Below are 25,326 nucleotides of genomic sequence, written 5' to 3' on the forward strand. Positions count from 1 at the left end.
GCCAGCGTTCAATCTGAGCCATGATCAAACTCTTCAGTTCAAACATCTTTGGGTTTTTAAGAAACCCTAAACTTGGCTCAGCAATCGTTGGTTACATCTTTGATTTCTCGCGGAGTAACTTGTGATGCTGATAATCTTGTTGACTATCAGTCTGACTCCACAAGCACCCACACGAATTGCTTGATTCAGTTGTTAAAGAGCGGTTGGTTAAGATCTTTCGTCTCAACCGAGGCGCGCATTCTACAGCAGCCTCATTTGCTGTCAAGTGATTATTTTCAGAAGTTTTCGAAGATTTCTTCAGCAACTTCAACCACTTGCGCTTCCGATCTCTCGTTAGCGGGAGGCGAATTCTACAGCGTTACACACTGCTGTCAACACCTCTTTTTCCCCGCTTTCGACCGAGAAGATCGAACCGTTGAAAGCACCAAAAGAACCGGCATTTCCAACTGCTTCCAGGCTTCGATGAACTGAAGCGACCCGCCTTCGAAACCCACTTAACTCATTGAATATCAAGGAGTTTTCCGTTTCGACTGCGCCGGAAGTGGGGCGAATTATAGAGACTCAGAATCTGCCGTCAACACTTAATTTCGCTTTTCCTGAAAAACCTGCTTTTTACCCATCAAACGCGGGATCCGGCGGGTCAAGGGAGGAATCCGCAGCGCCAAAAGGAAAACACCTATAAAGGCATAGACTGCCCACTCCTTAAGATCGGCGCGCACGATCCACAACATATGCAGCAATCCCAACCCGAGAATCACATACACCAACCGGTGCAGCTTCTTCCAGCGGGTACCTAAACGGCGCTGGCTGTATCGGTTGGAGGTAACCGCCAATGCCAACAATCCCAGAAAACCCAGAGCACCCACAATGATGTAGGGACGCTTGCGCAGCTCGACACCCAGTTGCGACCAGTCGAAACCGAGAATGAACGCCATATAGCTGCAAAGATGCAGAACCACATAGGCAAAACACCAGAGCCCCAACTGACGGCGCACGGCAATCCACCCGGCCCACCCCGTAAGTTTCTGCAGCGGCGTCATACTCAGGGTGATCAACAGCAATACCAATGTCCCAAGCCCTAGCCGATCAACCAGGACTTTCCCCGGATCGGGTCCAAGCAGATCCGCAAAAGCCTGATAGAACCAGAACAGCGGCCAGATCGCCGCAGCCAGGAAAACACCTACGCGCCAGATCGGATATCGCATCAATAGTTCTTCCGCAGATCGAGCCCTGTATATAAAGAAGCGACCTCGTCCGCATAGCCGTTGAACATCTGCGTATCACGCACATTCGGCTTGAACAGGCTGTTGGGCAACCGCCTCTCCCGCGCCTGGGTCCAACGTGGATGGTCGACCGTAGGGTTCACATTCGCATAAAACCCGTACTCATCCGCCGCAATGCTCTGCCAGGTCGTCTTTGGCTGCTCGCTGACCAGACTGATCCGCACGATGGATTTGACGCTCTTGAATCCGTACTTCCAGGGCACCACCAGACGCAAAGGCGCACCGTTCTGATTTGGCAATTCGCGGCCATACATACCTACCGCAAGAATCGCCAAGGGATTCATCGCCTCATCCAGGCGCAAACCTTCAACATAGGGCCAGTCGATCAGGGCAAATCCCGAACGCTGTCCGGGCATGCTCTTGGGATCCTGCAAGGTTTCGAAGCGAATGTATTTGGCATTGGAAGTGGGCTCTACCTGCTTCAACAACGCCGAGATGGGGAAACCGATCCAGGGAATCACCATCGACCACGCTTCGACACAACGAAGACGGTAGATGCGCTCTTCCAGCTGGTAAGGTTTCATGAAGTCTTCCAGAGCATAACGCCCCGGCTTACCCACCTCCCCGTCCACGACAACACTCCACGGTTCGGTTTTCAACGACCCGGCATTGGCCGCCGGGTCGCCCTTGTCGGTACCGAATTCATAGAAGTTGTTGTAATGGGTCGCGTCTTTGAAAGGTGTGATCGCCTCATCCTTGACGTTCACCGCTCCCCATTTGACAGAAGGCAGTTTCTCGGCAAACCAGGCGGGCGCCTTTCCGGCTTCGACATCGGCATAGCGGGCGGCCTCTTCGGCACTGGCCCAGCGCGGCAGACTGCTCATGGCCAACCCGGCCGCAGTTGCTCCGAGCAATTGTCGGCGAGAGAGATAAATGGATTCAGGCGTGACGTCCGACTCATGGCAGTCGGACGCTTTGGGGACTTTGATCAGCATGGCAACTCCGCAGCTTTGGAGGACAGATGCACCATAGACTGCGGAGTATGAGGGAAATTACATCACTCGGCGTGTTTGTGACGACGAAGATGCAACAGATACTGCACCGGGCCCGACGCGGCATAAGCGAGGAACACCAGCAGCAGAATGCGAGGCGGATCGCTGAACACCACGGCAAACACCAGCACCACCGCCAGAATCGCCACGAAAGGCACGCGCCCCTTCAGATCCAGCTCCTTGAAGCTGTTGTACTTGATGTTGCTGACCATCAGCATGCCGGCGGCGGCCACCATCAGCGCAACCAGGAATGACATCTTCGAACCCTGGATCCCGTAATCGCTGAACGCCCAGACAATCCCCGCAACCACACCGGCAGCCGCCGGGCTGGCAAGACCGATGAAGTAGCGCTTGTCGGCGGTCCCCACCTGAGTGTTGAAACGCGCCAGACGCAACGCCGCACCCGCCACATAGATGAAGGCAACCATCCAGCCGACCTTGCCCATGTCACCCAGTGCCCAGCCGAAAGCCAGAAGCGCCGGCGCGACACCGAAAGCAACCATGTCCGACAACGAGTCGTACTCGGCACCGAACGCACTTTGGGTATTCGTCATGCGTGCCACGCGACCATCAAGGCCGTCGAGCACCATGGCGACGAAAATCGCGATGGCGGCAAAGGCGAAATACTTGCTCGCATTCGCCGCGTCCCCGGCACTCAAGGCAGCCTGGGCACTCATCGAGTTGATGATGGAATAGAACCCCGCGAACAGATTCGCAGTGGTGAACAGATTCGGCAGAAGATAGATACCGCGATGCCGGACTTTACGGCCTTCTGCGTCATGCCCTTCTTCGATGTGCTCATCGATGGGCAGCAGGCTTTCGGCGTCTGAAGCCTGGTTCGGCTCTTCGGGACGTTCGCTCATGGACAGTACCTTGCAACGGATTGGACATTTTCGACAGGTGTCTGGGACGACGGTTCGGCCACAAACGATGCAGCTTTATACCAGAACCGCCGGCCCATACGAAAAAACGCGGCCGAGGCCGCGTTTTTTCATACAACGTTCGACGACTTAGTTTTTGGCTTTGTCGACGATCTTGTTGGCACCGATCCACGGCATCATGGAGCGCAGCTGCTCGCCGATGATTTCGATACCGTGAGCGGCGTTGTTACGACGCTTGGCGGTCATCGAAGGGTAGCCGGTTGCGCCTTCGCTGATGAACATTTTGGCGTATTCGCCGTCCTGAATACGTTTCAGGGCGTTGCGCATGGCCTGACGGGATTCGGCGTTGATCACTTCCGGACCAGTCACGTATTCGCCGTACTCAGCGTTGTTGGAGATCGAGTAGTTCATGTTGGCGATACCGCCTTCGTACATGAGGTCAACGATCAGCTTCAGTTCGTGCAGGCACTCGAAGTAGGCCATTTCCGGCGCGTAGCCAGCTTCAACCAGAGTTTCGAAACCGGCTTTTACCAGTTCAACGGTACCGCCGCACAGAACGGCTTGTTCGCCGAACAGGTCGGTTTCGGTCTCGTCCTTGAAGGTGGTTTCGATGATGCCGGTACGACCGCCACCCACGCCGGCGGCGTAGGACAGCGCGACGTTCTTGGCGTTGCCCGAGGCGTCCTGGTAGATCGCGATCAGGTCAGGGATACCGCCGCCCTTCACGAACTCGGAACGTACGGTATGGCCCGGGGCTTTCGGCGCGATCATGATCACGTCGAGGTCGGCACGCGGAACAACCTGGTTGTAGTGAATCGCGAAGCCGTGGGAGAAGGCCAGGGTGGCGCCTTTCTTGATGTTCGGCTCGATTTCGTTCTTGTACAGCTGGGACTGGAACTCGTCCGGGGTCAGGATCATGACCAGGTCGGCACCGGCAACAGCGGCAGCCACATCGGTCACTTTCAGGCCGTGGGCTTCAGCCTTGGCAACGGTAGCCGAACCTTTACGCAGACCGACGGTAACGTCGACACCGGAATCTTTCAGGTTGCACGCCTGGGCGTGGCCCTGGGAGCCGTAACCGATGATGGCAACTTTCTTGCCCTGGATGATCGACAGGTCGCAGTCTTTATCGTAGAAAACTTTCATGAATTTCCCCTTTATATCCAGGCCGTTCAGGCCATTCGCTAATTTGGTTTAGATGCTGAGTACTTTGTCGCCGCGGGCAATACCGGTGACGCCACTGCGGACGGTCTCCAGAATCGATGCGGTGCCGATGGACTGAATGAAGCTGTCGAGCTTGTCGCTGGTACCGGTCAGTTGAACGGTATACACGCTGGCGCTGACGTCGACGATCTGTCCACGGTAGATATCGGTGGTGCGTTTGATCTCGGCGCGCTGGGCGCCAGTGGCCTTGACCTTGACCAGCATCAGTTCGCGCTCGATGTGAGCGCTTTCCGACAGGTCCACCAGCTTGACCACTTCGATCAGCTTGTTCAGGTTTTTGGTGATCTGCTCGATGATTTCATCGTGACCGACGGTGGTCAGCGTCAGACGCGACAGGGTCGGGTCTTCGGTTGGCGCCACGGTCAGGCTTTCGATGTTGTAGTTGCGCTGCGAAAACAGGCCGACTACGCGAGACAAAGCACCGGGTTCGTTTTCCAGAAGCAAGGAAATAATGTGCCGCATGATTAGGTACGCTCCGTCTTGCTCAGCCACATATCGCGCATGGAGCCGTCTTTGATCTGCATCGGATAGACGTGCTCGCTGGTGTCGACCGAAATGTCGATCACCACCAGGCGATCTTTCATGGCGAACGCCTCTTCCATCTTCGACTTCAAATCTTTCGATTCGGTGATGCGTACGCCGACGTGGCCATAGGCTTCAGCCAGCTTGACGAAGTCAGGCAAGGATTCCATGTAGGAGTGCGAGTGACGGCTGCCGTAACTCATGTCCTGCCACTGACGAACCATGCCCAGAACACCGTTGTTCAGGATGACGATCTTGACCGGCAAACCGTATTGCAGGCAGGTCGACAGCTCCTGGATATTCATCTGGATACTGCCTTCACCGGTGACGCACGCAACATCGGTGTCAGGGAAGCTCAAAGCGATACCCATCGCGGCCGGCAGACCGAAGCCCATCGTGCCCAGGCCACCGGAGTTGATCCAGCGGTTCGGCTTGTTGAACTTGTAGTACTGCGCAGCAAACATCTGGTGCTGGCCCACGTCGGAAGTCACAAAGGCGTCGCCCTTGGTCACTTCGCACAGGGTTTCGATTACGGTCTGTGGCTTGATCTTGCTGCCGTCGCCCTTGTCGTAAGGGAACAGGCCGCGATCACCGCGCCACTCGTCAACCTGCTTCCACCAACTGGCGACCGCTTCCTTGTTCGGGGTTTCGCCGATTTCCTTGAGGATCGCGACCATTTCAGTCAGGACGCTGTCCACCGGACCAACGATTGGCACGTCGGCCTTGATGGTCTTGGAAATCGAAGCCGGGTCGATGTCGATGTGAATGATCTTGGCGTTCGGACAGAACTTCGGCGCGCCGTTGATCACACGATCGTCGAAACGCGCACCGACCGCCAGGATCACGTCGGCATGGTGCATCGCAAGGTTCGCGGTATAGCTGCCGTGCATGCCGAGCATGCCGATGAACTGACGGTCAGTGCCAGGATAGGCACCCAGGCCCATCAAGGTATTGGTAACCGGCAGGTTGAGCATTTGCGCCAGTTCGGTCAGCGGCGCGGAGCCGTTGCCGAGAATCACACCACCGCCGGAGTACAGCACGGGACGCTTGGCCGCCAGGAGCATTTCTGCCGCCTTGCGGATTTGCCCGGAGTGACCGCGAACGGCCGGGCTGTAGGAACGCAGTTTGGCTTTCTTCGGGAAGATGTATTCGAACTTCTCGGCCGGATTGGTCATGTCTTTCGGGATATCGACCACGACCGGGCCCGGACGACCGGATTGCGCCAGGTAGAAGGCCTTCTTCATGACTTCCGGGATTTCCGAGGCGTGCTTGATCATGAAGCTGTGCTTCACGATCGGCCGGGAGATACCGATCATGTCGGTTTCCTGGAACGCATCGGTGCCGACCATGGTGCTTGGCACCTGACCGGAAATGATCACCATCGGAATCGAATCCATATAGGCAGTGGCGATACCGGTGATGGCGTTTGTGGCGCCTGGACCGGAAGTCACCAATACCACGCCGGCTTTACCGGTGGCACGGGCGTAGCCGTCAGCCATATGGGTAGCCGCTTGTTCGTGACGAACCAGGATGTGGGTCACTTCCGGTTCTTTGAACAGGGCATCGTAAACATGAAGGAGAGCACCACCCGGGTACCCGTAGATATATTTGACGCCTTCGTCACGCAAAAAGCGGACGAGCATCTCACCGCCAGATAAAAGCTCCACGTTGTTCACCTCTAAAACGCCAGAATACCGTCCACAAAAAGGCGAACGGGTCTTAATAGGTTTACTTCTCGGCAGAGCATGAGCGACGGTGGTCGCCGACTACGTCAGCACTGACTGAGCAAGTATTGGGATCGTCCCAAGTGTTGCGGGCCTTTCCCACCCAGCGCGAGGTAACGCGTTGCGGGTGTAACAGGTCGACGCGGATATGCGCCTCATGATCTGCCGAGAGGGTCTGCTTCTGGCAGTCCCTGTACAGCGGACTTTGGATTCTTCTGTTTCGCCCTCTGCAAGTCAAGCCGTCTATGTGCTTAATTGTGGGTAAGCACATGAGAACGCAAGAAAAAACCTGGAAACCGCTACTCTGTTAGCTTCAATTGCGCAGTTTTGCCAAGGAATCAGCATGCGAACGCTTCTCTTAACTCTGCTAATAGGCGCCAGCCCATGGTGCATGGCCGCTCAGATCTACAAATGGGTCGACGCCCAAGGCGTCACCCATTTCGATCAACAGCCACCACAAGGGCAGTCGTCCACCGCCGTTAAGACGCCCTCCTCTCCCGCACCAATACCTGCCGCATTACCTGGCAGCGGCGCGCTGGGCGATCAGAAAGCCATCGATGACAAGGTCAAGAAGCAAGTGGCCGAACAACAGAATCAACTCAAGGCATTTTGCGAACAGGCGCGCACGAATCTCGCGCAACTGCAGAACAATCCGCGCTTGAGGGAGGAGGTGGAGGGAGAACTGCGGCGGCTGAGCGACGACCAGCGCCAGCAGCGTACTGAAGAGGCAAAGAAACAGATAGCGGAAAACTGCCAGTGACGACTGGCAGCTCCCGGCTCAGCGTGAAGCGGTGATCAGCAGGTCGAACTCTTTGAGCAACACCTGAAGCTGCCGATCCTTGCCCTGCAGGTTGCGTTGGGCAAAAACCATCTCGGCCATTTCCTGAATGCCCGAAGCATTGGGCAACGGCAGATCCTGTTCGAGGATCATCTTCATCCGCGGCAGGAAGATCCATTGCAGCCACTGCTCGAAATCAAGCGTGTCGACCGAAAACGGCTCGACGCTGCTCAGGGCTTCGACCGAGGGCTGGACGTCATCCCACCAGCCCTGGGCGCGCAGTTCGCGCTCGATCAACAGCAATTGATCGGCGACTTTGGAGAAACGACTGTCCATCACAGCGAAACCTTGGCCTTCTGACGGGCCAGGGTGGCGCCGGCGGAATCACCTTGTTTCTCACGCGCCTGAGCGATCAATTCCCACAGACTGGCCTGCAAGTCCGGACGACCATTGGCCATGGTCAGTGCGCGACGAGCGGTCTGCTCGGCTTGTGGCGCATCGCCCTGGGCCATGCGCACCTGCGCCAGACGGTAAAGCACTTGCGGCTCGCGCGGCGCTACACGCTGGGCGCGTTCCAGGCTGGAGGACGCGCCGTTGAGGTCGCCACCGGCCTGCTGCTGTTGCGCAGTGGTCAACAGGGCGAGAACCGGGCCGTCCAGTTGTTCATCGGCAGACAGACCGCCGCCGCTGCTGGCCGATGGAATGCCGCTCGGCGTCGAAGGCATGCTGTAGCTGCCGGAGCTGATCGGCGCCGACTCGACCGCCGACGGGTTGTACGGCCCCGGTGTGATGCCACCCGACGCCGGGCCCGGAACGATCGGCGAAGTGCTGATCGGCGCCGAAGCCGCTGCGCCGCCCGGCACCATCACCACCACACCGGTATCGCCTTGCGGGATCGCCTGGGTCTGGGCCTGTGCAGGACGTTTCACCGTCGTTTGACGGAAACCGCCATTGGCCGAAATGCGCTCGCTGTTGGACACGGCGGTGCCGGAATCCACGACCGGGATCGAACCACGCTGTACGGTGGAGCAGCCGCTGAGCAAAGCCACGGCGGTCACCGCTGGAATCAACCACTTGTTCACTTGAAACCCTCTTTGCTTAATTCATCCAGCCCTTGACCCAATCCATCACCGACTCGCCCGAGGCCGGGCTTTCGCTCGCGCAAGAGGCGCCGGGTGGCGGTTCGCTGCCGCGAATATACGGCATCTGCACGGCGCCCGGACAGTTGGCATCGGAGCCTTGGCCGGTACGCGAATCGACCCAGGCCTGCACCACGTTATCCGGCTGCGGCATGTCCAGCGGCAGCGGATCGGCCTTGCGCATGAAACTGGTCCAGACCTGCAACGCACCGGTGGCCCCGGTGAACGGCGTCTTGCCGTTGTCGTCACGGCCGAGCCACACCACCGCCAGCAGATCCTGGCTGAAGCCGGCGAACCAGCTGTCGCGCGAATCGTTACTGGTGCCGGTCTTGCCCGCCAGTGTCAGGGTTCTTGGCAACACGTTATAAACCGAACTGCCAGTACCTTCACGCATGACCCGCTGCATGGCGTTCTGGATCAGGTAGATAGAGGCCGGATCGAAACGCTGCTCGATCTGGAACGGATAACGCTTGAGCGGCTCGCCGTCGGCAGTCAGCACGCTACGGATCCCGCGCATCGGCGTATTGAAACCACCGTTGGCCAGCGTCTGGTACATGGTCGCGACTTCAATCGGGGTCATGCCGCCCGCACCGAGCAGCATCGAAGGGAACGCCGGAAACTCGCGGGTCACGCCCAGGCGACCCAGCGTCTTGAGGACATTCGGAACGCCAACCGCCAGACCGAGACGCGAGGTCGACAGGTTGTAGGAATGTGCCAGCCCCTGATACAGGAACACCGTACCGTGGGAGCGACGGTCATAGTTCTGCGGTTTCCAGACCTGACCATCCGCACCCTTGATTGAAAGCGGCTCGTCCGACAGCCAACTGGTCAACGTGTACTGGCTCGGTTTCTCCAGCGCCGTCAGATAAACCGCCGGCTTGATCAGCGAGCCAATCGGCCGCACCGCATCCAGTGCCCGGTTGAACCCGGCAAAACTCGCCTGACGGCTGCCGATCATGGCCTGGACTTCACCGGTTTCCGGATTGGTCACGACCATCGCCGCTTCCACGTCGTCGGAACCCTTGCGACCGGACAGACGCTTGAAGGTGTCGTTGACCGACGCTTCGGCTTTCATCTGCAGGATCGGATCGAAGCTGGTGAAAATCCGCAGGCCTTCTTCGGTCAAGTCTTCGTCGCGGTAGTCTTCACGCAACTGGCGTTTGACCAGATCGATGAAGCCCGGAAACGAACTGTCGGCCAGCTTGCCGCGCGTGGTTACGCCCAGCGGCATTTTCTTCGCGGCAGCCACCTGCTCGGCGGAGGCGACACCCTGCTGCTCAAGCACATCGAGCACCAGATTGCGTCGCTCCAGCGCCCGCTCCGGATTGCGGCGCGGGTTGTAATAGGACGGACCTTTGACCATCCCGACCAACAGCGCGACCTGGTGCAGCTTCAGCTCAGACAAAGGCTGGGCAAAGAAAAACTGGCTGGCCAGACCGAAACCGTGCACCGCTCGCTGACCGTCCTGACCGACAAAGACTTCGTTGAGGTAAGCCTCGAGGATTTCCTTTTTGTCGTAATGCAGCTCGAGCAGCATCGCCATCATCGCTTCGGTGAGCTTGCGGGTCAGGCTGCGTTCGTTGGTGAGGTAGAAGTTCTTGACCAGTTGCTGGGTCAGCGTACTGCCACCCTGAGTCATCTTGCCGCCAGAGGTGTTGACCCAGACTGCGCGGGCAATCGATTTCGGCGATACGCCCCAGTGGCTGTAGAAATCCCGGTCTTCCACGGCGACCAGGGTTTCCAGCAGGTACGGCGGCACCTGATCGAGCTTGATCAGAATCCGGTCTTCAAGATTTTTCGGGTAGATACCGCCGATCATCAGCGGCTCCAGGCGTACCACGGAGAGCTTCGAACCGTTGGTCGCCGAGAGTTCGGCCACGTAATCGCCGGAGAAACGCACGCGCACCGGCTGCGGTTTCTCGAGGCCTTCATAGAACTGGAAGCCACGGGTATTCAGATCAACCGTGTTGCCATTGACCGCCGCCGCGCCGGGACCGTTGCTCACGGCTTCGCGGCGATAGCCCAGGGCATCGAGTTCGGTGAGGAAATCGTCCTTGCTCAGCTTTTGTCCGACGAACAGCTCAAGCGGGCGCGCATACACCTTGGCCGGGATGGTCCAGCGCTTGCCGGAGAACTTCTCCTGCACCACGGCATCGAGGTAAACGGCGAAGCCGGCCAGCACCACAAGGCCGACCAGACTGAGTTTAAGGGCCCAGCCCAACCATGGGCGCAGGCCCCGGGAAGCTGGTTTTTTAGGGGTACGGGGGGATCGAGTACGAGTCATGGCGGCGGATTATACGCACTTTATTCATACTCAACAGGAGCGCTCCGAGGTTTGCGTCGGGCTGGCGAGCGGCCATAATGAGCGCCTTGAATTTCCCCCAGTCTCTGAAGGATCGTCCGTGAGCCAGTCCCTGATCGCTGCCCTGCAAAACCCGGCCCTCTACCCGCATCCCGTCGAAGGGTTCCAGGTCATCGAAACCCATATTTCGTGGGTGCTGCTCACCGGTCCCTACGCTTATAAAGTGAAGAAACCGGTGAATTTCGGTTTCCTCGACTTCACCAGCCTCGACTCCCGTGAGCACTTCTGCGGTGAAGAGCTGCGCCTGAACCAGCGCCTGACCGAAGATTTGTATCTGGAAGTGATTCCAGTGACCGGCAGCGCCGAAGCCCCGCAATTGGGTGGCGAAGGCCCGGCCATCGAATACGTGCTGAAAATGCGCCAGTTCCCGCAGACCGGCCTGCTCAGCACCCTGCAAGCCAACGGCGAGCTGACCACCGCGCACATCGACGCGATGGCCGAGCAGATCGCCCGCTTCCACCTCAACGCGCCGAAAGTCCCGACCGAGCACGATGCCGGCACGCCTGACAGCGTGATGGCGCCGGTGCGCCAGAACTTCGAACAGATCCTGCCTTTCCTCAGCGACAAGAACGATCTGCTGCAACTCGACGCTCTGCAAGCATGGGCTGAAAGCAGCTTCGATCGCCTCAAGCCGCTGTTCGCCCAGCGCAAGGCCGACGGCTTCACTCGCGAGTGCCACGGCGACATTCACTTGGGCAACGCGACGCTGATCGACGGCAAAGTCGTGATCTTCGACTGCATCGAATTCAACGAACCGTTCCGCTTCACCGACGTCTGGGCCGACACCGGTTTCCTGGCAATGGACCTGGAAGACCGTGGCCTGAAATCCCTCGCCCGTCGCTTCATCAGCCAATACCTGGAACTGACCGGCGACTATCAAGGCCTGGAAGTGCTGAACTTTTACAAGGCTTACCGCGCCCTGGTGCGTGCGAAGGTTGCACTGTTCAGCATGCCGGCCGATGCGACGCCGGTGCAGCGCGCCACCACCCTGCGCCAGTACCGCAACTACGCCAACCTGGCGGAAAGCTACAGCACCATTCCTTCGCGCTTCATGGCGATTACCCACGGCGTGTCCGCTGTAGGCAAAAGCCACGTGGCCATGCGTCTGGTCGAAGCGCTGGGCGCGATCCGTCTGCGTTCCGATGTCGAGCGCAAACGTCTGTTCGGCGAGCAAACCGTTGCCAATGATGTTCAGGCCGGGATCTACAGCGCCGATGCCAGCACCGCGACTTATGCTCGTCTGCATGAAATCGCCGAAGTGATCCTGCACGCCGGTTTCCCGGTGGTGATCGACGCCACTTATCTCAAGCGCGACCAACGCGACAACGCCGCCAAGGTCGCCGAAGCCACTGGCGCGCCATTCCTGATCCTCGACTGCAATGCTCCGCAGGCAGTGATCGAGAGCTGGCTGGCGATTCGTCAGGAGGACAAGAAGGATCCGTCCGACGCGACCCTCGCCGTGATCAAAGCCCAACAGGCCAATCGCGAAGCCCTGACTCCGGAAGAAATCCTGCGCAGCAAACGCGTGCAGACCAATGAATCCGGCACCCTGGACACCGTTGTGGCGCAGATCCGCCAGCGCCTGCCAGGCCTGTAAGAAACTATTTCGGCCGTGAAGCCCTCGCTCGCTTCACGGCCGTCAAATAGTGGCACTATACTGGCGTCATAAAACCAACAGGTGATTTGACATGAGCCAGCCGAAACTTCTCGACACCCCGCTTTATGCCTTGCTGCACAAAGACGACATCACAGGTTTCAACAATGAACGGCCGAAAGACGGCCCGATCGATATGGTCGGCGGCGACTTCCGTGGTCTCGACCTGCGCGAACTGAACGCCGATGGCGTGGATTTCCGGGACGCCTACTTTCGTTCCGCCGACCTGCGCGGCATCGACTTTCGCAACGCTTCGCTGGAGGGCGCAAGCCTGGCCCACGCGCAGATTTCCGGGGCCTACTTCCCGCCGGAGCTGAGTGCCGACGAAATCCTGATGTCGATGAATTTCGGTACGCGCCTGCGTTATCGCACTCGCTGAAGCTTTTAAAAACCTGAACCGTCCAGCGCCCCCGCTTTGCGCTGGACTGCGTGCTATTGGTAATTCCCCCTCGCCCTGCTCCGTGCTGATTCATCAGCGAAAAACTGACGTTTCTTAGAAGCGTTTGCGTCGAATCCGACCAAACAACCACGCTTTTCCTACTGATGGCTACACTCCTGAGAAGCTCGCCCACGCACCATTCGGCCGTCGCAAGGAGGCTTGATGAATGATGAACTGCAACACCTGAAGAATCTTGGCAAGACGTCGGCGCAATGGCTGCATGCCGTGGGCATCCATAGCGCCTCCGACTTGCGTCGCCTGGGCGCGGTGGATGCCTACCGGGCCGTGCGTACCCGCGGGTTCCGGGCGTCGAAGGTGTTGTTGTACGCGATCGAAGGGGCGCTGATGGATGTGCACTGGAACGACATTCCCGCCGAACGCAAGGATGCGCTGAACAAGCAATTGGAAGCCATTTCCTCTCGCCACAAGAACTGACGGGCACTGACCGCCATGTACCTGCTCGGGGAACAATCGGCCCAGGCCGATGCATTGATCAACCACTTGCAGAGCTTGCCTGCGCAATGGCTCGAAGCCTTGGCGCCGTGCGGGCCGACGCTGGAACTGGAAGCCACGGATGATTTGCTGACACGTTTGCCGGACGACCAGCTGTTCTTGCTCACGCAAGGTGTCATCACTGGCCGACTGGGCGGTCGCGGTCTTTTCTATTGGCATGAAGGAGATTTGATCGGCCTGCAGCAGGGGCCGGAATGGGCGGATTGCACGCTATACACGGAAAACCCGCTGACTTTACTGCCCTATCGTCGAAGCGATTTGTTTCAACATGTGTATTCCGATTCATCTCGCTCGGAGCAGTTTCTGCGCTACCTGCTGGGGCAAATGGCGCTGCTGGCCCACGCCGTTGCCGAGTTCAAGCCACGTGAGTTTCGCAGCACCAATGGGTTCAAGCGTTTCGAGGCCGGAGACGTTCTGATACGCCAGGGCGATGTCGCTGACCATGTATTCGTGATTATCGAAGGACACGCCGAAGCCTTTGTTAATGGGCACAAGGTAGGCGATGTGCCCAAGGATGAGATCTTCGGCGCGATGGCTGTGTTCACAGGTGAACCGCGCAATGCGACGGTGATTGCCCGGGAGGCGAGCACGGTGATGCTGATTCCCGGCGATCAGTTTCTGAGCATGACCCGCACCAATCCGAAAATCGCCCACAGCCTGATCGAAAGCATGGCGCGGCGTATCGACCAGCTCAATAGGCAGCTCACGGGATTTAACAGCCAGAACTGAAGCCCTGTTCACGGGGCGTTTACGCCATTGCCGGGACAAAACGACAGAAATGAAAAAACAGCAGTTGACTCGTTAATGAGAATCGCTATGATTATCACAACTGATCGCGAGATCAGTCGATATTCTGAAAAGCCCTTGGTTCGGACTCTCAGATTATCTCCTCATCAGGCTAATCACGGTTATTTGACCCGGTTTTTACCGGGTCTTTTTTTGCCTGTGGAAAAGTCATTCCTTGCCGAACTGCTTACGCATCTGCGCGCAATAATCCGGTTTCGGCGTGGCTGAGGTGAGCCAGACATAATCAGCCATCGCCGCCGTAACCCCACTGCCCTGCTCCGCCAGCATCAACACCGTCGGCGCTTGCGGCGCGCCCAGATCCAGCACATGCAGCGGCACCCCGACATCCTTGCGCGCGTGATACGCACCCGCCAATAACAAGGCAGGCGCAGGCGCTGCCAGCAACCGCGAAGCCATGCGCCGATCCCGTTGTTGCTGAACGGCCAGCATCGCCGGCATTTGTGATGACGGCAGCAAGCCGCAGTGAGAATCGCCGATCTGCTCCAACAGCGTCTCTTTCACAGATTTGGCATTGCTGCGCTCACCGCTCAGAACCGGAGGATCGCGATAGAACGCACGGATTTCGATGTTATCGAGGTTCGCCGCCAGCAACGGCCAGGATTGCGTCAGGGCGAACCGCACAATCGGTCCGTAGAGATTCCAGTCCCAACCGTCCTGCCAGGCCAATGCAGCAGGAAGATCGGCCGGTGACGTTGCGGCATGGCGCACGTCATCGACACGCGACTGTTGATCGGGGGTCAGCATTTCCAACAGGAGACTGCCTTGGGGCCGCGCTTCTTCGAGGTTCTGCAACAACCACAATTGAATGGCATGGTGATCGGCGTTGTCATGCTGTTCGCCAATAATCACCTGCGATGGACTGCTCAACCGAGCCAGTAATTGCTGCGCCGTCAGATGCTCGCCGCTGCGCAGATCACGGATCTCGCCCACGACCGGCGGCGCCGCAACATGCTGGCAACCCGCAAGCCACAACACCGCCAACAGCAAAATCCCGCGCATACACTCACCTCGATGACGAAATCAGCGGGCGATGATCAGCGGATGCCCGCGCTCCGGGTGCGGTTGCACCAGCACTTCCAGACCGAAAACCGCCTTCAGCGATTCCGGGCGCAATACCTGTTGCGGGGAATCCAGTGCGACCGGCCGCCCGCCTTCCAGTAGCAGGATGCGATCACAATAGCGCGCCGCCAGATTCAGATCATGCAGGATCACCAGCACCGCCGCGCCGCGATCGGCAAATTCGCGCACTGCTTGCAGCGTCGTGTGTTGATGCAATGGATCAAGCATCGAGGTCGGCTCATCAAGCAGCAGAGTCTGCCCCGCCCGCCCCGGCCAGAGTTGCGCCAGCACTCGCGCCAGATGCACGCGTTGACGCTCGCCGCCGGACAGCGCCAGATAACTGCGACCGCTCAGATGCCCGGCATCCGCCGCCCGCAAAGCGGCAACGACAATTTCGTCGTCGCGCACCCGCCCGCTCTGATAAGGCAGACGCCCCATGCCGACCACTTCTTCAACGCGAAAGGCAAAATCCAGGGTCGATACCTGCGGCAACACCGCCAGCCGCTGAGCGCGCTGAGTGCCGCCCCAATGGCTCAATGCCTCACCGTCCAGCAGCACCTCCCCTTCGTGTGCGCTCAGCTCACCGCACAACGCGCCGAGCAAAGTGCTTTTGCCGGCGCCATTGGGCCCCAGCACGCCAAGCACTTCGCCCGGTTCGAGTTGCAGGCTGACGTCGGCCAGAACGGTCTTGCGGCCACGGCGGATGTGCAGATTGTGCGCACGCAGCATCAGGCACGCCCTCGCAGCAGCAGATAAAGGAAGAACGGCGCACCGATGAACGCGGTGACGATGCCGATCGGCAGCTCCGCCGGCGCCAGCGCCAGCCGCGCAACCAGATCCGCCAACAGCAACAGACTGGCCCCGGCCAGCACCGATGCCGGCAGCAACACCCGGTGATCCGGCCCGGCGAGCAAGCGCACCAGATGCGGCACCACCAGCCCGACAAAACCGATCATTCCTGCCGCCGCCACCGCCGCACCGACACCCAGCGCCGTGCAAAACACCAACTCGCGCTTGAGCCGTTCGACATCGATTCCCAGATGCCCGGCTTCCGATTCGCCGAGCAGCAACGCATTGAGCGCCTTCGCCCGACGTGGAAGCCAAAGCGCAACACCGGCAGTGATGATCAGCAGCGGCCACAACCGCGCATAGCTCGCGCCGTTGAGGCTGCCCAGGTTCCAGAACGTCAACGTGCGCAATGTCGCGTCGTCGGCCAGATAGGTAAACAGCCCCACCGCCGAACTGGCCAACGCCGTCAGGGCAATCCCCGCCAGCAACATGGTCGCCACATTGGTCTGCCCATTACGGCGGCCTAGTCGATAGACCAACGCTGTTACGCCGAGGCCACCGAGAAACGCGCAAACCGACAGCAGATAGGGCCCGAACCACTCCGGCAATCCGCCAAAAAAAGAACCACCGACGATCGCCACCGCCGCGCCCAACGCCGCGCCGCTCGAGACGCCCACCAACCCTGGATCGGCCAGCGGATTACGAAACAGCCCCTGCATCGCCACCCCGGACAGCGCCAGCACACCGCCGACTGCCAGCCCGAGCAACGTACGCGGCAGACGAATCTGCCCGAGAATCAGTTCAGCCTGTTCCAGCCCGTCCGGCGCCAGCGGCACACCAATCATGCGCAATGCAGCGCGCAAGGTATCGAACAACGGCAGGCTTACCGGCCCCAATGCCAGCGACAGCCAGATCGCCAGCAGACACAGCAGGATCAGGCCGATGAACAAGCCACGGGGTTTGACCAGCGTGGTCATTGGCCGCTCGGGGCCGGATAGAAACCGTCAGACAGAGTCTTCATCGCAGCCGGCAAACGCGGCCCGAGCCCGCCCACCAGCAGCGTCGGATCCAGCTCCAGCACACGGCCGGTCTTGGCCGCGCGGCTGGAATTGAGGATCGGGTTCTCCTTAAACAGCGCCGCTTTCGCCGCCTCGCCGGTCAGCGCACGGTCAGCGAACACCAGCACTTCAGGATCGAGACTGGCCAGGGACTCCACGGAAAACGGCTTGTAACCGGTGTGCGTCGCGAGGTTATGCCCGCCCGCCTGTTGCAGCAGCCAATCGGCGGCGGTGTCTTTGCCGGCGATCAGCGGTTTGCCGCCGGCATGTCCGAGCAGCAACAGCACACCCGGTGCTTTCTGCTTGGTCTGGGCCTCCGCTACACGAACCTTTTGCGTATCGAGTTGCTGTTGATAACTTTGCAGCAATTGCGCGGCCTGGCTTTCGGCACCCAGCAACTGCCCAAGATGGGTAACGTTTTTCTCCAGCGTCGGAAGATCCGGCTGAGCCGAGAACAATTCCACCTGCACCTTGGCGCTGCGAACCTGGGAGATCACTGGCGGCGGGCCCATTTCCTCGGTGCCGATCAGGATGTCCGGGCGCAGGCTGAGAATACCTTCGGCCGACAGGCTGCGCTGATAGCCGATGCTTGGCAGGGACGTGAGGGACTGCGGGTGCTGGCTGGTGGTGTCGACGCCCACCAGTTTCGCCTCACCGCCCAGCGCACTCACCCACTCCGACAAGGCGCCGCCGGCGCTGACCCAACGTTGCGGCAACTCGGCCGCTGCAGCCTGGTGGCTGACCAAAAGTCCGACACACAGCACGGCAACGCGGGTACTCAGGCGCATAGACAGCTTCCTTGAAAGGTTTTCCCGGGCATCGGGACGGCAGGCCAAGTATCCTCGGCAGCGGTCACCTCGCCACGGGCGAAGGCGGCCATTTGATAATTGTTTGCATTTGAACGTCAAGCTCGGACATATCCGGACACGAGCCGACATTTGAGGATAGCCATGAAGTTTCTTTGCGCGGGTGCCGATCTGGTTGAGGACGGCAGTCGCGGTTTCGATATCGACGGGAAAAAACTGTTGGCCGTGCGCCGCGCGGGGCAGGCGTATGTCTACCTCAATCGCTGCCCGCACCGGGGCGTTGGCCTGGAATGGCACCCCGACCAGTTTCTCGACCCGAGCAACAGCCTGATCCAGTGTGCCACCCACGGCGCACTGTTTCTGATCGAGGACGGTGAATGCGTCGCCGGCCCCTGCGCCGGACAATCGCTGACGGCCATCCCTTGCCGTGAAGACGTGCAAGGGCTGTGGATCGACGTTTAACCGTTGAGCAGCACGTCCAGCCGCCGGTCGATCACCATCTCTTCATGGCTCAACCGCACGCCGTACGCCAGGACCTCGACCCCGCACGCCACCGCCTCCCGCAGCGCAGCGGCATAGGCCGAGTCGATTTCCTCGGCAGGACGCACCGCTTCGATACCGGTGAGATTGACGCAGTACAACTGCACCGCGCGAATCCCGTCCCGGGCCAGATGCGCCAGCTCACGCAAATGCTTGGCGCCGCGCTGGGTCACTGCATCGGGAAATGCCGCAATCGCCGTGCCGTCAAAACCGAGAGTGACGCTTTTCACTTCCACGTAGGCCGAGCCCGTCGGGTAGTCGAGGCGAAAATCGATCCGGCTCTTTTCCTGCCCGTACGCCACTTCACGCTTGAGCCCGGTAAAACCGTTCAGCTCACTGATGACGCCGGCCTGCAAGGCCTCTTCGACCAGTGCGTTGGCGCGTCCGGTGTTGACGCAAAACAGCCGTCCCTGCGGGGTTTCGCCGACCTCCCAGGTGCCGGGTAGCTTGCGCTTCGGATCATTGGAGCGGCTGAACCAGACCTGGCCGCCCTCGACCTGGCAATTGAGCATTGAGCCGGTGTTCGGGCAGTGAATGGTCAGCAATTCGCCGCCAACGGTTTCGATATCGGCGAGAAAACGCTTGTAACGGCGGATCAATCGACCTTCTTCGAGCGGAGGATGAAAGCGCATCAGCCTTGCCAGCTCTTCAAGCCACGGGCGATACGCTCTACCGCTTCCTGTAGGCGTGGGAGGTTTTGCGTGTAGGCAAAGCGCACGTGATGACCGGCCTGATAGCGGCCGAAATCCAGCCCCGGCGTGAATGCCACGTGTTCGGTTTCGAGGAAGTGCCGGCAGAACGCGAAGGCATCGCCGCCGAACTGGCTGATATCGGCATACAAATAGAACGCGCCTTCCGGCTCCACGGCGATGTTGAAGCCCAGCTCCCGCAATGCCGGCAGCAGGAAGTCACGGCGACGGCCGAATTCGGCGCGGCGCTCTTCGAGAATCGCGATGGTGTCCGGCTCGAAACAGGCCAGCGCCGCATGCTGGGCCATGCTTGGTGCGCTGATGTAGAGGTTCTGCGCAAGCTTCTCCAGTTCACTGACGGCGGCATCCGGCGCCACCAACCAGCCGAGACGCCATCCGGTCATGCCGAAATATTTGGAGAAACTGTTGAGGACAAAGGCGCTGTCGTCCACTTCCAGCACACTGGCGGCGTCGGTGCCGTAAGTCAGGCCGTGATAGATCTCGTCCACCACCAGATGCCCGTGACGCGCCTTGATGGCTGTGGATAATCCGGCCAGCTCATCGCGGGTCAGAATCGTGCCGGTCGGGTTGGCCGGCGAGGCAACCAGCGCACCGACGCTGTCGTGATCCCAGTGCCGCGCCACCAGGTCCGGCGTCAGTTGATAGCGAACGTCCGGGCCCACCGGTACAAGCTGTGCCGCGCCTTCGACCAACCGCAGAAAGTGTCGGTTGCAAGGGTAGCCGGGGTCGGCCAGCAGCCAGTGCTTGCCCGGATCCACCAGCAACGCACTGGCCAGCAGCAACGCCCCGGAACCGCCGGGGGTGATGAGAATCCGTCGAGGATCGATGTTCAGGCCGTAGCGCGTTTGATAGAAACCGGCAATCGCCTCGCGCAGTTCGGGAATGCCACGGGCCGCGGTGTAGCGGGTTTTCCCCGCCGTCAGGGCTTGCTGGCCGGCGCGGATGATCGGCTCGGCGGTGGTGAAGTCCGGTTCGCCGATTTCCAGGTGGATCACGTCGTGGCCGGCGGCCTGCAATTCATTGGCTCGCGCCAGCAACGCCATCACATGGAACGGTTCGATCGCACGACTGCGCGCACTGTAGGGCTGAGCCATTGGCCTTCCTTCAACGAGGGAAAAGAAACGATTCTACCCATCTGCCGGAACGAGCGAGAACCCACAGCGGTCACAGCCTCAAGAACACTGGACTGTAACGACCCGCGCGTACGCTCCAGGATTGACTAAAATCAGTGATTGAGCAGGTTTGCAGCACCGCCGGACATGGCTTGGCAAACATTTGCAAGTCCCATCGGCCACGCGCTCGACATCCGGGAGTAGCGCGGGTCGAATTGATCTGGTAAGTTCGCCCGCTTGCAGCCGCAGGGCCGGCAGGTGTCGGTGATGGAGCAATCCTGCGCAATGGATTACAAGAGTAGAGGCGGTCCATTTCATGCCCACCCAAGCAAAGCAACAGGCAAGTCAGACACTCAGCGGTTTCGAACCTTACGTCCCTAAAGAGGGCGAAGAGTACATGGGCGCGCCTATGCGTGCGCACTTCACCAAGATCCTGACCAAGTGGAAACTCGACTTGATGCAGGAAGTCGACCGCACTGTTGATCACATGAAAGACGAAGCGGCCAACTTTCCTGATCCGGCCGACCGTGCCAGCCAGGAAGAAGAGTTCGCCCTCGAGCTGCGCGCCCGCGACCGCGAGCGCAAACTGATCAAGAAGATCGACAAGACCCTGCAACTGATCGAAGACGAAGAGTACGGCTGGTGCGACTCTTGCGGCATCGAGATCGGCGTCAAGCGCCTCGAGGCCCGTCCGACTGCCGACATGTGCGTCGACTGCAAGAACCTGGCGGAAATCAAGGAAAAGCAGGTCGGCAAGTAATCCCGGCCTGAACGAAAAACGGAGCGTGCGAACGCTCCGTTTTTGTTTCTGGCGTTTTTTGACTCTCAAGTAACATCGCCCTCATGACTGCCAACACCTCCCCCGCCTACATTGGCCGCTTCGCCCCGACACCCAGCGGGCACCTGCATTTCGGTTCGCTGGTCGCCGCCCTGGCCTCTTATCTGGACGCGCGCTCGGTGGGCGGCCGCTGGCTGGTGCGCATGGAAGACCTCGATCCGCCCCGTGAAGAGCCGGGCGCGCAAGCGGCGATTCTCAAGGCACTGGAAAGCTATGGCTTCGAATGGGACGGCGAGATGGTCCGCCAGAGCGATCGGCACGAAGCCTACGCCCAAGTGCTCGACAGCCTGTTCAATCACGGCCTGGCCTACGCCTGCACCTGTTCGCGCAAACAGCTCGAGCCGTACCATGGCATTTATCCGGGACTGTGCCGCAACGCCGGCCATGAGCCGGAAAATGCCGCGATCCGCCTGCGCGTACCGGAGCTCGAATACCATTTCATCGACCGGGTACAGGGCGAATACCGCCAGCATCTGGGCCGTGACGTGGGAGATTTCGTGATCCGCCGCCGCGACGGCCTCTACGCCTACCAACTGGCGGTGGTGCTGGACGACGCCTGGCAGGGCATCACCGACATCGTGCGCGGCGCCGATCTGCTCGACTCCACGCCGCGCCAGCTCTATCTGCAAGAACTGCTGGGCCTGCGCCAACCGCGCTACCTGCATCTGCCATTGATCACCCAGCCGGACGGCAACAAGCTCGGCAAGTCCTATCGCTCGCCACCGCTGGAAGCCGATCAGGCCACGCCATTGCTGCTCCGAGCCTTGCGTGCACTGGGGCAAAACCCGGGGCCCGAACTCGCCCACGCCTCGCCGCATGAACTGTTGAACTGGGGCAGCGCCCACTGGGATGCCTTGAAAATCCCGCGCACACTGACCCTGCCCGAAGCGCAACTGCTGTGACGACACTTGCAGTGGCGCGCCCATCCGTTACCATCGCCGCACGTTTTCGGGCACGCGCATAAAAAAGAGAGGCCGGGATGTACATCTATCGCTTGGTCCTGCTTCTGGTCGTGGGGATCTACCTGTTTTCTCCTGCCATCATGGATTGGTGGATCGACGCTACGGGCGCCTGGTATCGCCCTTATCTGCTCTGGCTGATCCTGATTGTCGTGACCTTCATCCTGCAGAGCCAAAAAGATGCCGATGAGCTTTAGCCTGACCCAGATGCTGCTGATCAGCGCCGCCTACCTGGCCGCGCTGTTCGGCGTGGCCTGGATCAGTGAACGGGGCATGATCCCGCGGGCGATCATTCGCCACCCGTTGACTTACACCCTGTCCCTCGGGGTCTACGCCAGTGCATGGGCGTTCTACGGTACGGTGGGTCTGGCCTATCAGTACGGCTACGGTTTTCTGTCCAGTTATCTCGGGGTTTCCGGCGCGTTTCTGCTGGCGCCAGTGCTGCTGTACCCGATCCTCAAGATCACCCGCACCTATCAACTGTCGTCGCTGGCGGATCTGTTCGCCTTCCGCTTCCGCAGCACCTGGGCCGGTGCGCTGACCACGATTTTCATGCTGATCGGCGTCTTGCCGCTGCTGGCGTTGCAGATCCAGGCCGTGGCCGATTCCATCGGCATCCTCACCGGCGAACCGGTGCAGAATCGCGTCGCCCTGGCGTTCTGTGCGCTGATCATTCTGTTCACGATCTTCTTCGGCTCCCGTCACATCGCCACCCGTGAAAAGCACGAAGGGCTGGTGTTCGCGATTGCTTTCGAATCGGTGATCAAACTGGCCGCTCTCGGCGGCGTCGGCCTCTATGCGCTGTACGGCGTATTCGATGGCCCGCAGCAACTTGAACTGTGGCTGCTACAGAACCAGACCGCCCTCGCCGCCCTGCACACACCCCTGCAGGAAGGCCCGTGGCGCACATTGCTGCTGGTGTTTTTCGCCTCGGCGATCGTGATGCCGCACATGTATCACATGACCTTCACTGAAAACCTCAACCCGCGCTCGCTGGTCAGCGCAAGCTGGGGCCTGCCGCTGTTCCTGCTGTTGATGAGCCTGGCCGTGCCGCTGATTCTCTGGGCCGGCCTGAAACTCGGCGCCACCACCAATCCGGAATACTTCACACTCGGCATCGGTATCGCCGCCAACAGCAAGTCGCTGGCGTTGCTGGCCTATGTCGGCGGTCTGTCGGCGGCCAGCGGCCTGATCATCGTCACCACGCTGGCGCTGTCGGGCATGGCCCTGAACCATCTGGTGCTGCCGCTCTATCAGCCACCGGCCGAGGGCAATATCTATCGCTGGTTGAAATGGACCCGCCGGGCGCTGATCGTCGCGATCATCATGGCCGGTTTCTGCTTCTACCTGATGCTCGGCGCCGAGCAGGATCTGGCCAACCTCGGCATCGTCGCCTTCGTCGCGACCCTGCAATTCCTGCCGGGTGTGCTGTCGGTGCTGTACTGGCCGACCGCCAATCGCCGTGGCTTCATCGCCGGTCTGCTGGCGGGGATTGTGGTGTGGGTCGTGACCATGCTGTTGCCGCTGGTCGGCAATCTGCAGGGTTTCTATATTCCGCTGCTGAACATGATCTACGTGCTGGACGACACCAGTTGGCACATGGCGGCCATCGCCTCGCTGGCAGCCAACGTCCTGATGTTCACGTTGATTTCGCTGTTCACCAATGCCAGCCCGGAAGAGGCCAGCGCCGCCGAAGCCTGCGCGGTGGACAACGTACGTCGCCCGCAACGCCGCGAATTGCACGCCGCCTCGCCGCAGGAGTTCGCCACGCAACTGGCCAAGCCGCTGGGCGCCAAGGCTGCGCAGAAAGAAGTCGAACAGGCCCTGCGCGACCTTTATCTGCCCTTCGACGAGCGCCGCCCTTATGCCCTGCGCCGCCTGCGTGACCGGATCGAAGCCAACCTCTCCGGCCTGATGGGCCCGAGCGTCGCCCAGGACATGGTGGAAACCTTCCTGCCCTACAAGGCCGGCGGTGAAAACTACGTCACCGAAGACATCCACTTCATTGAAAGCCGTCTCGAGGACTACCACTCGCGCCTGACCGGTCTGGCTGCCGAGCTCGATGCCCTGCGCCGCTACCACCGCCAGACCTTGCAGGAACTGCCGATGGGCGTGTGCTCGCTGGCCAAGGATCAGGAGATCCTGATGTGGAACAAGGCCATGGAAGAACTGACCGGAATTGCCGCGCAACGGGTCGTCGGCTCGCGCCTGAGCACCATCGCCAATCCGTGGAAAGACCTGCTGCAAGGCTTCATCCATCTGCCGGACGAGCATTTGCACAAACAGCATCTGGCCCTCGACGGCCAGACCCGTTGGCTGAACCTGCACAAAGCGGCGATCGACGAGCCGCTGGCACCGGGCAATAGCGGCCTGGTGCTGCTGGTGGAAGACCTGACCGAAACCCAGATGCTCGAAGACAAACTGGTGCATTCCGAGCGCCTGGCCAGCATCGGCCGACTCGCGGCGGGTGTGGCCCACGAAATCGGCAACCCGATCACCGGCATCGCCTGTCTCGCACAAAACCTGCGCGAAGAGCGCGAAGAGGATGGTGAGCTGACGGAAATCAGCGGCCAGATCCTCGAGCAGACCAAACGCGTGTCGCGCATCGTCCAGTCGCTGATGAGCTTCGCCCACGCCGGCAGCCATCAGCACAGTGACGAGCCCGTTTGTCTGGCGGAAGTCGCCCAGGACGCCATCGGTTTGCTGGCGCTCAATCGACGCAATTTCGAAGTCCAGTTCTATAACCTGTGCGATCCCGATCACTGGGTCGAAGGCGATCCGCAGCGACTCGCCCAGGTGCTGATCAATCTGCTCTCCAACGCCCGCGACGCCTCGCCTGCCGGCAGTGCGGTGCGGGTCAAGAGCGAAGCCGGCGAACACACGGTCGATCTGATCGTCGAAGACGAAGGCAGCGGTATTCCGTCGAGCATCATGGATCGATTGTTCGAACCCTTCTTCACCACCAAGGATCCTGGCGAAGGCACCGGTCTGGGCCTTGCACTGGTCTATTCCATCGTTGAAGAGCATTATGGACAAATCACCATCGACAGCCCGGCTGATGTTCAGAGCCAGCGCGGCACCCGTATCCGGGTGACATTGCCGCGTCATGTCGAAGCGACGTCCGCTGTGAACTGAGA

Annotated in this window: 25 protein-coding genes; 10 read left to right on the forward strand and 15 right to left on the reverse strand. The window is 60.0% G+C overall.

Going from position 1 to position 25,326, the window contains the following annotated elements; all coding sequences use genetic code 11:
* Positions 1–581: 581 nt before the first annotated feature.
* The 6 genes from msrQ to AC07Y2_RS03130 form a co-directional block, all read right to left on the reverse strand.
* Positions 582–1,205, reverse strand: coding sequence for a protein-methionine-sulfoxide reductase heme-binding subunit MsrQ (gene msrQ / locus AC07Y2_RS03105; protein WP_039771606.1), 624 nt, complete (start codon positions 1,203–1,205; stop codon positions 582–584).
* Positions 1,205–2,218: a protein-methionine-sulfoxide reductase catalytic subunit MsrP gene (gene msrP, locus AC07Y2_RS03110; RefSeq protein WP_039771607.1), complete on the reverse strand. Its 1,014-nt coding sequence runs from the start codon at positions 2,216–2,218 to the stop codon at positions 1,205–1,207. The genes msrQ and msrP overlap by 1 nt, the downstream gene beginning before the upstream one ends.
* A 62-nt stretch (positions 2,219–2,280) precedes the next feature.
* The gene (gene pssA, locus AC07Y2_RS03115) at positions 2,281–3,138 is read right to left on the reverse strand and encodes a CDP-diacylglycerol--serine O-phosphatidyltransferase (RefSeq protein ID WP_039771608.1); all 858 of its coding nucleotides are present in this window, start codon (positions 3,136–3,138) and stop codon (positions 2,281–2,283) included.
* A 147-nt stretch (positions 3,139–3,285) separates the two neighbouring features.
* Positions 3,286–4,302 (reverse strand): ketol-acid reductoisomerase, encoded by a 1,017-nt coding sequence (ilvC, locus tag AC07Y2_RS03120; protein WP_007959661.1) that lies wholly within the window; start codon positions 4,300–4,302, stop codon positions 3,286–3,288.
* Between the two features lie 48 nt (positions 4,303–4,350).
* Entirely contained in the window at positions 4,351–4,842 is a 492-nt protein-coding gene (ilvN, locus tag AC07Y2_RS03125; protein ID WP_003205610.1) for an acetolactate synthase small subunit, read from the reverse strand.
* Positions 4,843–4,844: 2 nt separating this feature from the next.
* Positions 4,845–6,569: an acetolactate synthase 3 large subunit gene (locus AC07Y2_RS03130; RefSeq protein WP_039771990.1), complete on the reverse strand. Its 1,725-nt coding sequence runs from the start codon at positions 6,567–6,569 to the stop codon at positions 4,845–4,847.
* A gap of 400 nt (positions 6,570–6,969) precedes the next feature.
* Between AC07Y2_RS03130 and AC07Y2_RS03135 the strand changes: the two genes are divergently transcribed.
* Positions 6,970–7,386 (forward strand): DUF4124 domain-containing protein, encoded by a 417-nt coding sequence (locus AC07Y2_RS03135; protein ID WP_039771610.1) that lies wholly within the window; start codon positions 6,970–6,972, stop codon positions 7,384–7,386.
* 18 nt (positions 7,387–7,404) lie between these two features.
* Here the strand turns inward: AC07Y2_RS03135 and AC07Y2_RS03140 are convergent, their stop codons facing one another.
* Genes AC07Y2_RS03140 through mrcB form a run of 3 tightly spaced genes read right to left on the reverse strand, consistent with a single transcriptional unit; the run spans position 7,405 to position 10,827 of the window.
* A complete protein-coding gene (locus AC07Y2_RS03140; RefSeq protein ID WP_064599443.1) occupies positions 7,405–7,740 on the reverse strand; it encodes a YqcC family protein in 336 nt (111 codons plus the stop codon).
* Positions 7,740–8,486, reverse strand: coding sequence for a tetratricopeptide repeat protein (locus tag AC07Y2_RS03145; protein ID WP_064599445.1), 747 nt, complete (start codon positions 8,484–8,486; stop codon positions 7,740–7,742). Before AC07Y2_RS03145 ends, AC07Y2_RS03140 begins: the two co-directional genes overlap by 1 nt.
* 16 nt (positions 8,487–8,502) lie before the next feature.
* Positions 8,503–10,827: a penicillin-binding protein 1B gene (gene mrcB / locus AC07Y2_RS03150; RefSeq protein WP_103385434.1), complete on the reverse strand. Its 2,325-nt coding sequence runs from the start codon at positions 10,825–10,827 to the stop codon at positions 8,503–8,505.
* Positions 10,828–10,945: 118 nt separating this feature from the next.
* Here mrcB and AC07Y2_RS03155 point away from each other — a divergent pair, with 118 nt between their 5' ends.
* The 4 genes from AC07Y2_RS03155 to AC07Y2_RS03170 all read left to right on the forward strand — a co-directional run bounded on the left by AC07Y2_RS03155 (position 10,946) and on the right by AC07Y2_RS03170 (position 14,240).
* Positions 10,946–12,502 carry a bifunctional aminoglycoside phosphotransferase/ATP-binding protein gene (locus AC07Y2_RS03155; protein WP_103385435.1) on the forward strand — a complete coding sequence of 519 codons (1,557 nt, stop codon included), beginning with the start codon at positions 10,946–10,948 and terminating at the stop codon, positions 12,500–12,502.
* Positions 12,503–12,593: 91 nt separating this feature from the next.
* Positions 12,594–12,938 (forward strand): pentapeptide repeat-containing protein, encoded by a 345-nt coding sequence (locus AC07Y2_RS03160; protein ID WP_007959639.1) that lies wholly within the window; start codon positions 12,594–12,596, stop codon positions 12,936–12,938.
* A gap of 222 nt (positions 12,939–13,160) precedes the next feature.
* Positions 13,161–13,433, forward strand: a complete 273-nt coding sequence (locus AC07Y2_RS03165; protein WP_003228231.1) for a TfoX/Sxy family protein — start codon at positions 13,161–13,163, stop codon at positions 13,431–13,433.
* Between the two features lie 15 nt (positions 13,434–13,448).
* The gene (locus tag AC07Y2_RS03170; protein ID WP_103385436.1) at positions 13,449–14,240 is read left to right on the forward strand and encodes a Crp/Fnr family transcriptional regulator; all 792 of its coding nucleotides are present in this window, start codon (positions 13,449–13,451) and stop codon (positions 14,238–14,240) included.
* 225 nt (positions 14,241–14,465) lie between these two features.
* Here AC07Y2_RS03170 and AC07Y2_RS03175 read toward each other — a convergent pair whose 3' ends face one another.
* From AC07Y2_RS03175 to AC07Y2_RS03190, 4 genes are read right to left on the reverse strand one after another with little or no spacing between them, the layout of a single operon-like run.
* Positions 14,466–15,317 carry a ChaN family lipoprotein gene (locus AC07Y2_RS03175; RefSeq protein WP_103385437.1) on the reverse strand — a complete coding sequence of 284 codons (852 nt, stop codon included), beginning with the start codon at positions 15,315–15,317 and terminating at the stop codon, positions 14,466–14,468.
* Positions 15,318–15,338: 21 nt separating this feature from the next.
* Positions 15,339–16,106, reverse strand: a complete 768-nt coding sequence (locus tag AC07Y2_RS03180) for a heme ABC transporter ATP-binding protein (RefSeq protein WP_103385438.1) — start codon at positions 16,104–16,106, stop codon at positions 15,339–15,341.
* Positions 16,106–17,089 (reverse strand): FecCD family ABC transporter permease, encoded by a 984-nt coding sequence (locus AC07Y2_RS03185; RefSeq protein ID WP_170928972.1) that lies wholly within the window; start codon positions 17,087–17,089, stop codon positions 16,106–16,108. Before AC07Y2_RS03185 ends, AC07Y2_RS03180 begins: the two co-directional genes overlap by 1 nt.
* A 50-nt stretch (positions 17,090–17,139) precedes the next feature.
* Positions 17,140–18,012 (reverse strand): heme/hemin ABC transporter substrate-binding protein, encoded by an 873-nt coding sequence (locus tag AC07Y2_RS03190; RefSeq protein ID WP_103385439.1) that lies wholly within the window; start codon positions 18,010–18,012, stop codon positions 17,140–17,142.
* A 162-nt stretch (positions 18,013–18,174) separates the two neighbouring features.
* Here AC07Y2_RS03190 and AC07Y2_RS03195 point away from each other — a divergent pair, with 162 nt between their 5' ends.
* A complete protein-coding gene (locus AC07Y2_RS03195; protein WP_103385440.1) occupies positions 18,175–18,492 on the forward strand; it encodes a Rieske (2Fe-2S) protein in 318 nt (105 codons plus the stop codon).
* On the opposite strand, the gene sfsA is transcribed toward AC07Y2_RS03195, so the two are convergent.
* Together sfsA and AC07Y2_RS03205 are read right to left on the reverse strand one after the other, a co-directional pair.
* Positions 18,489–19,202, reverse strand: coding sequence for a DNA/RNA nuclease SfsA (sfsA, locus tag AC07Y2_RS03200; RefSeq protein WP_103385441.1), 714 nt, complete (start codon positions 19,200–19,202; stop codon positions 18,489–18,491). The two genes, AC07Y2_RS03195 and sfsA, sit on opposite strands and share 4 nt — an antisense overlap.
* Positions 19,202–20,374 carry a pyridoxal phosphate-dependent aminotransferase gene (locus AC07Y2_RS03205; RefSeq protein ID WP_039771631.1) on the reverse strand — a complete coding sequence of 391 codons (1,173 nt, stop codon included), beginning with the start codon at positions 20,372–20,374 and terminating at the stop codon, positions 19,202–19,204. The genes sfsA and AC07Y2_RS03205 overlap by 1 nt, the downstream gene beginning before the upstream one ends.
* 334 nt (positions 20,375–20,708) lie before the next feature.
* On the opposite strand from AC07Y2_RS03205, the gene dksA reads away from it, so the two are divergent.
* From dksA to AC07Y2_RS03225, 4 genes are all read left to right on the forward strand, one after another.
* Positions 20,709–21,152, forward strand: a complete 444-nt coding sequence (dksA, locus tag AC07Y2_RS03210) for an RNA polymerase-binding protein DksA (RefSeq protein WP_039771633.1) — start codon at positions 20,709–20,711, stop codon at positions 21,150–21,152.
* Positions 21,153–21,235: 83 nt separating this feature from the next.
* The gene (gene gluQRS / locus AC07Y2_RS03215; protein ID WP_039771635.1) at positions 21,236–22,132 is read left to right on the forward strand and encodes a tRNA glutamyl-Q(34) synthetase GluQRS; all 897 of its coding nucleotides are present in this window, start codon (positions 21,236–21,238) and stop codon (positions 22,130–22,132) included.
* Positions 22,133–22,209: 77 nt separating this feature from the next.
* A complete protein-coding gene (locus AC07Y2_RS03220) occupies positions 22,210–22,386 on the forward strand; it encodes a hypothetical protein (RefSeq protein ID WP_003176118.1) in 177 nt (58 codons plus the stop codon).
* Positions 22,370–25,324, forward strand: a complete 2,955-nt coding sequence (locus tag AC07Y2_RS03225; RefSeq protein WP_007959612.1) for a sensor histidine kinase — start codon at positions 22,370–22,372, stop codon at positions 25,322–25,324. Before AC07Y2_RS03220 ends, AC07Y2_RS03225 begins: the two co-directional genes overlap by 17 nt.
* The last annotated feature ends 2 nt before the right edge of the window (positions 25,325–25,326 follow it).

The organism is Pseudomonas sp. GW456-12-1-14-TSB6 (assembly GCF_059424205.1).

Excerpts from the sequence above, each read along its gene's own strand:
- msrQ (WP_039771606.1), bottom strand. The coding sequence starts at position 1,205 with ATGCGATATCCGATCTGGCGCGTAGGTGTTTTCCTGGCTGCGGCGATC.
- msrP (WP_039771607.1), bottom strand. The coding sequence starts at position 2,218 with ATGCTGATCAAAGTCCCCAAAGCGTCCGACTGCCATGAGTCGGACGTC.
- pssA (WP_039771608.1), bottom strand. The coding sequence starts at position 3,138 with ATGAGCGAACGTCCCGAAGAGCCGAACCAGGCTTCAGACGCCGAAAGC.
- ilvC (WP_007959661.1), bottom strand. The coding sequence starts at position 4,302 with ATGAAAGTTTTCTACGATAAAGACTGCGACCTGTCGATCATCCAGGGC.
- ilvN (WP_003205610.1), bottom strand. The coding sequence starts at position 4,842 with ATGCGGCACATTATTTCCTTGCTTCTGGAAAACGAACCCGGTGCTTTG.
- AC07Y2_RS03135 (WP_039771610.1), top strand. The coding sequence starts at position 6,970 with ATGCGAACGCTTCTCTTAACTCTGCTAATAGGCGCCAGCCCATGGTGC.
- AC07Y2_RS03140 (WP_064599443.1), bottom strand. The coding sequence starts at position 7,740 with ATGGACAGTCGTTTCTCCAAAGTCGCCGATCAATTGCTGTTGATCGAG.
- mrcB (WP_103385434.1), bottom strand. The coding sequence starts at position 10,827 with ATGACTCGTACTCGATCCCCCCGTACCCCTAAAAAACCAGCTTCCCGG.
- AC07Y2_RS03160 (WP_007959639.1), top strand. The coding sequence starts at position 12,594 with ATGAGCCAGCCGAAACTTCTCGACACCCCGCTTTATGCCTTGCTGCAC.
- AC07Y2_RS03165 (WP_003228231.1), top strand. The coding sequence starts at position 13,161 with ATGAATGATGAACTGCAACACCTGAAGAATCTTGGCAAGACGTCGGCG.
- AC07Y2_RS03170 (WP_103385436.1), top strand. The coding sequence starts at position 13,449 with ATGTACCTGCTCGGGGAACAATCGGCCCAGGCCGATGCATTGATCAAC.
- AC07Y2_RS03175 (WP_103385437.1), bottom strand. The coding sequence starts at position 15,317 with ATGCGCGGGATTTTGCTGTTGGCGGTGTTGTGGCTTGCGGGTTGCCAG.
- AC07Y2_RS03180 (WP_103385438.1), bottom strand. The coding sequence starts at position 16,106 with ATGCTGCGTGCGCACAATCTGCACATCCGCCGTGGCCGCAAGACCGTT.
- AC07Y2_RS03190 (WP_103385439.1), bottom strand. The coding sequence starts at position 18,012 with ATGCGCCTGAGTACCCGCGTTGCCGTGCTGTGTGTCGGACTTTTGGTC.
- AC07Y2_RS03195 (WP_103385440.1), top strand. The coding sequence starts at position 18,175 with ATGAAGTTTCTTTGCGCGGGTGCCGATCTGGTTGAGGACGGCAGTCGC.
- sfsA (WP_103385441.1), bottom strand. The coding sequence starts at position 19,202 with ATGCGCTTTCATCCTCCGCTCGAAGAAGGTCGATTGATCCGCCGTTAC.
- AC07Y2_RS03205 (WP_039771631.1), bottom strand. The coding sequence starts at position 20,374 with ATGGCTCAGCCCTACAGTGCGCGCAGTCGTGCGATCGAACCGTTCCAT.
- dksA (WP_039771633.1), top strand. The coding sequence starts at position 20,709 with ATGCCCACCCAAGCAAAGCAACAGGCAAGTCAGACACTCAGCGGTTTC.
- gluQRS (WP_039771635.1), top strand. The coding sequence starts at position 21,236 with ATGACTGCCAACACCTCCCCCGCCTACATTGGCCGCTTCGCCCCGACA.
- AC07Y2_RS03220 (WP_003176118.1), top strand. The coding sequence starts at position 22,210 with ATGTACATCTATCGCTTGGTCCTGCTTCTGGTCGTGGGGATCTACCTG.
- AC07Y2_RS03225 (WP_007959612.1), top strand. The coding sequence starts at position 22,370 with ATGCCGATGAGCTTTAGCCTGACCCAGATGCTGCTGATCAGCGCCGCC.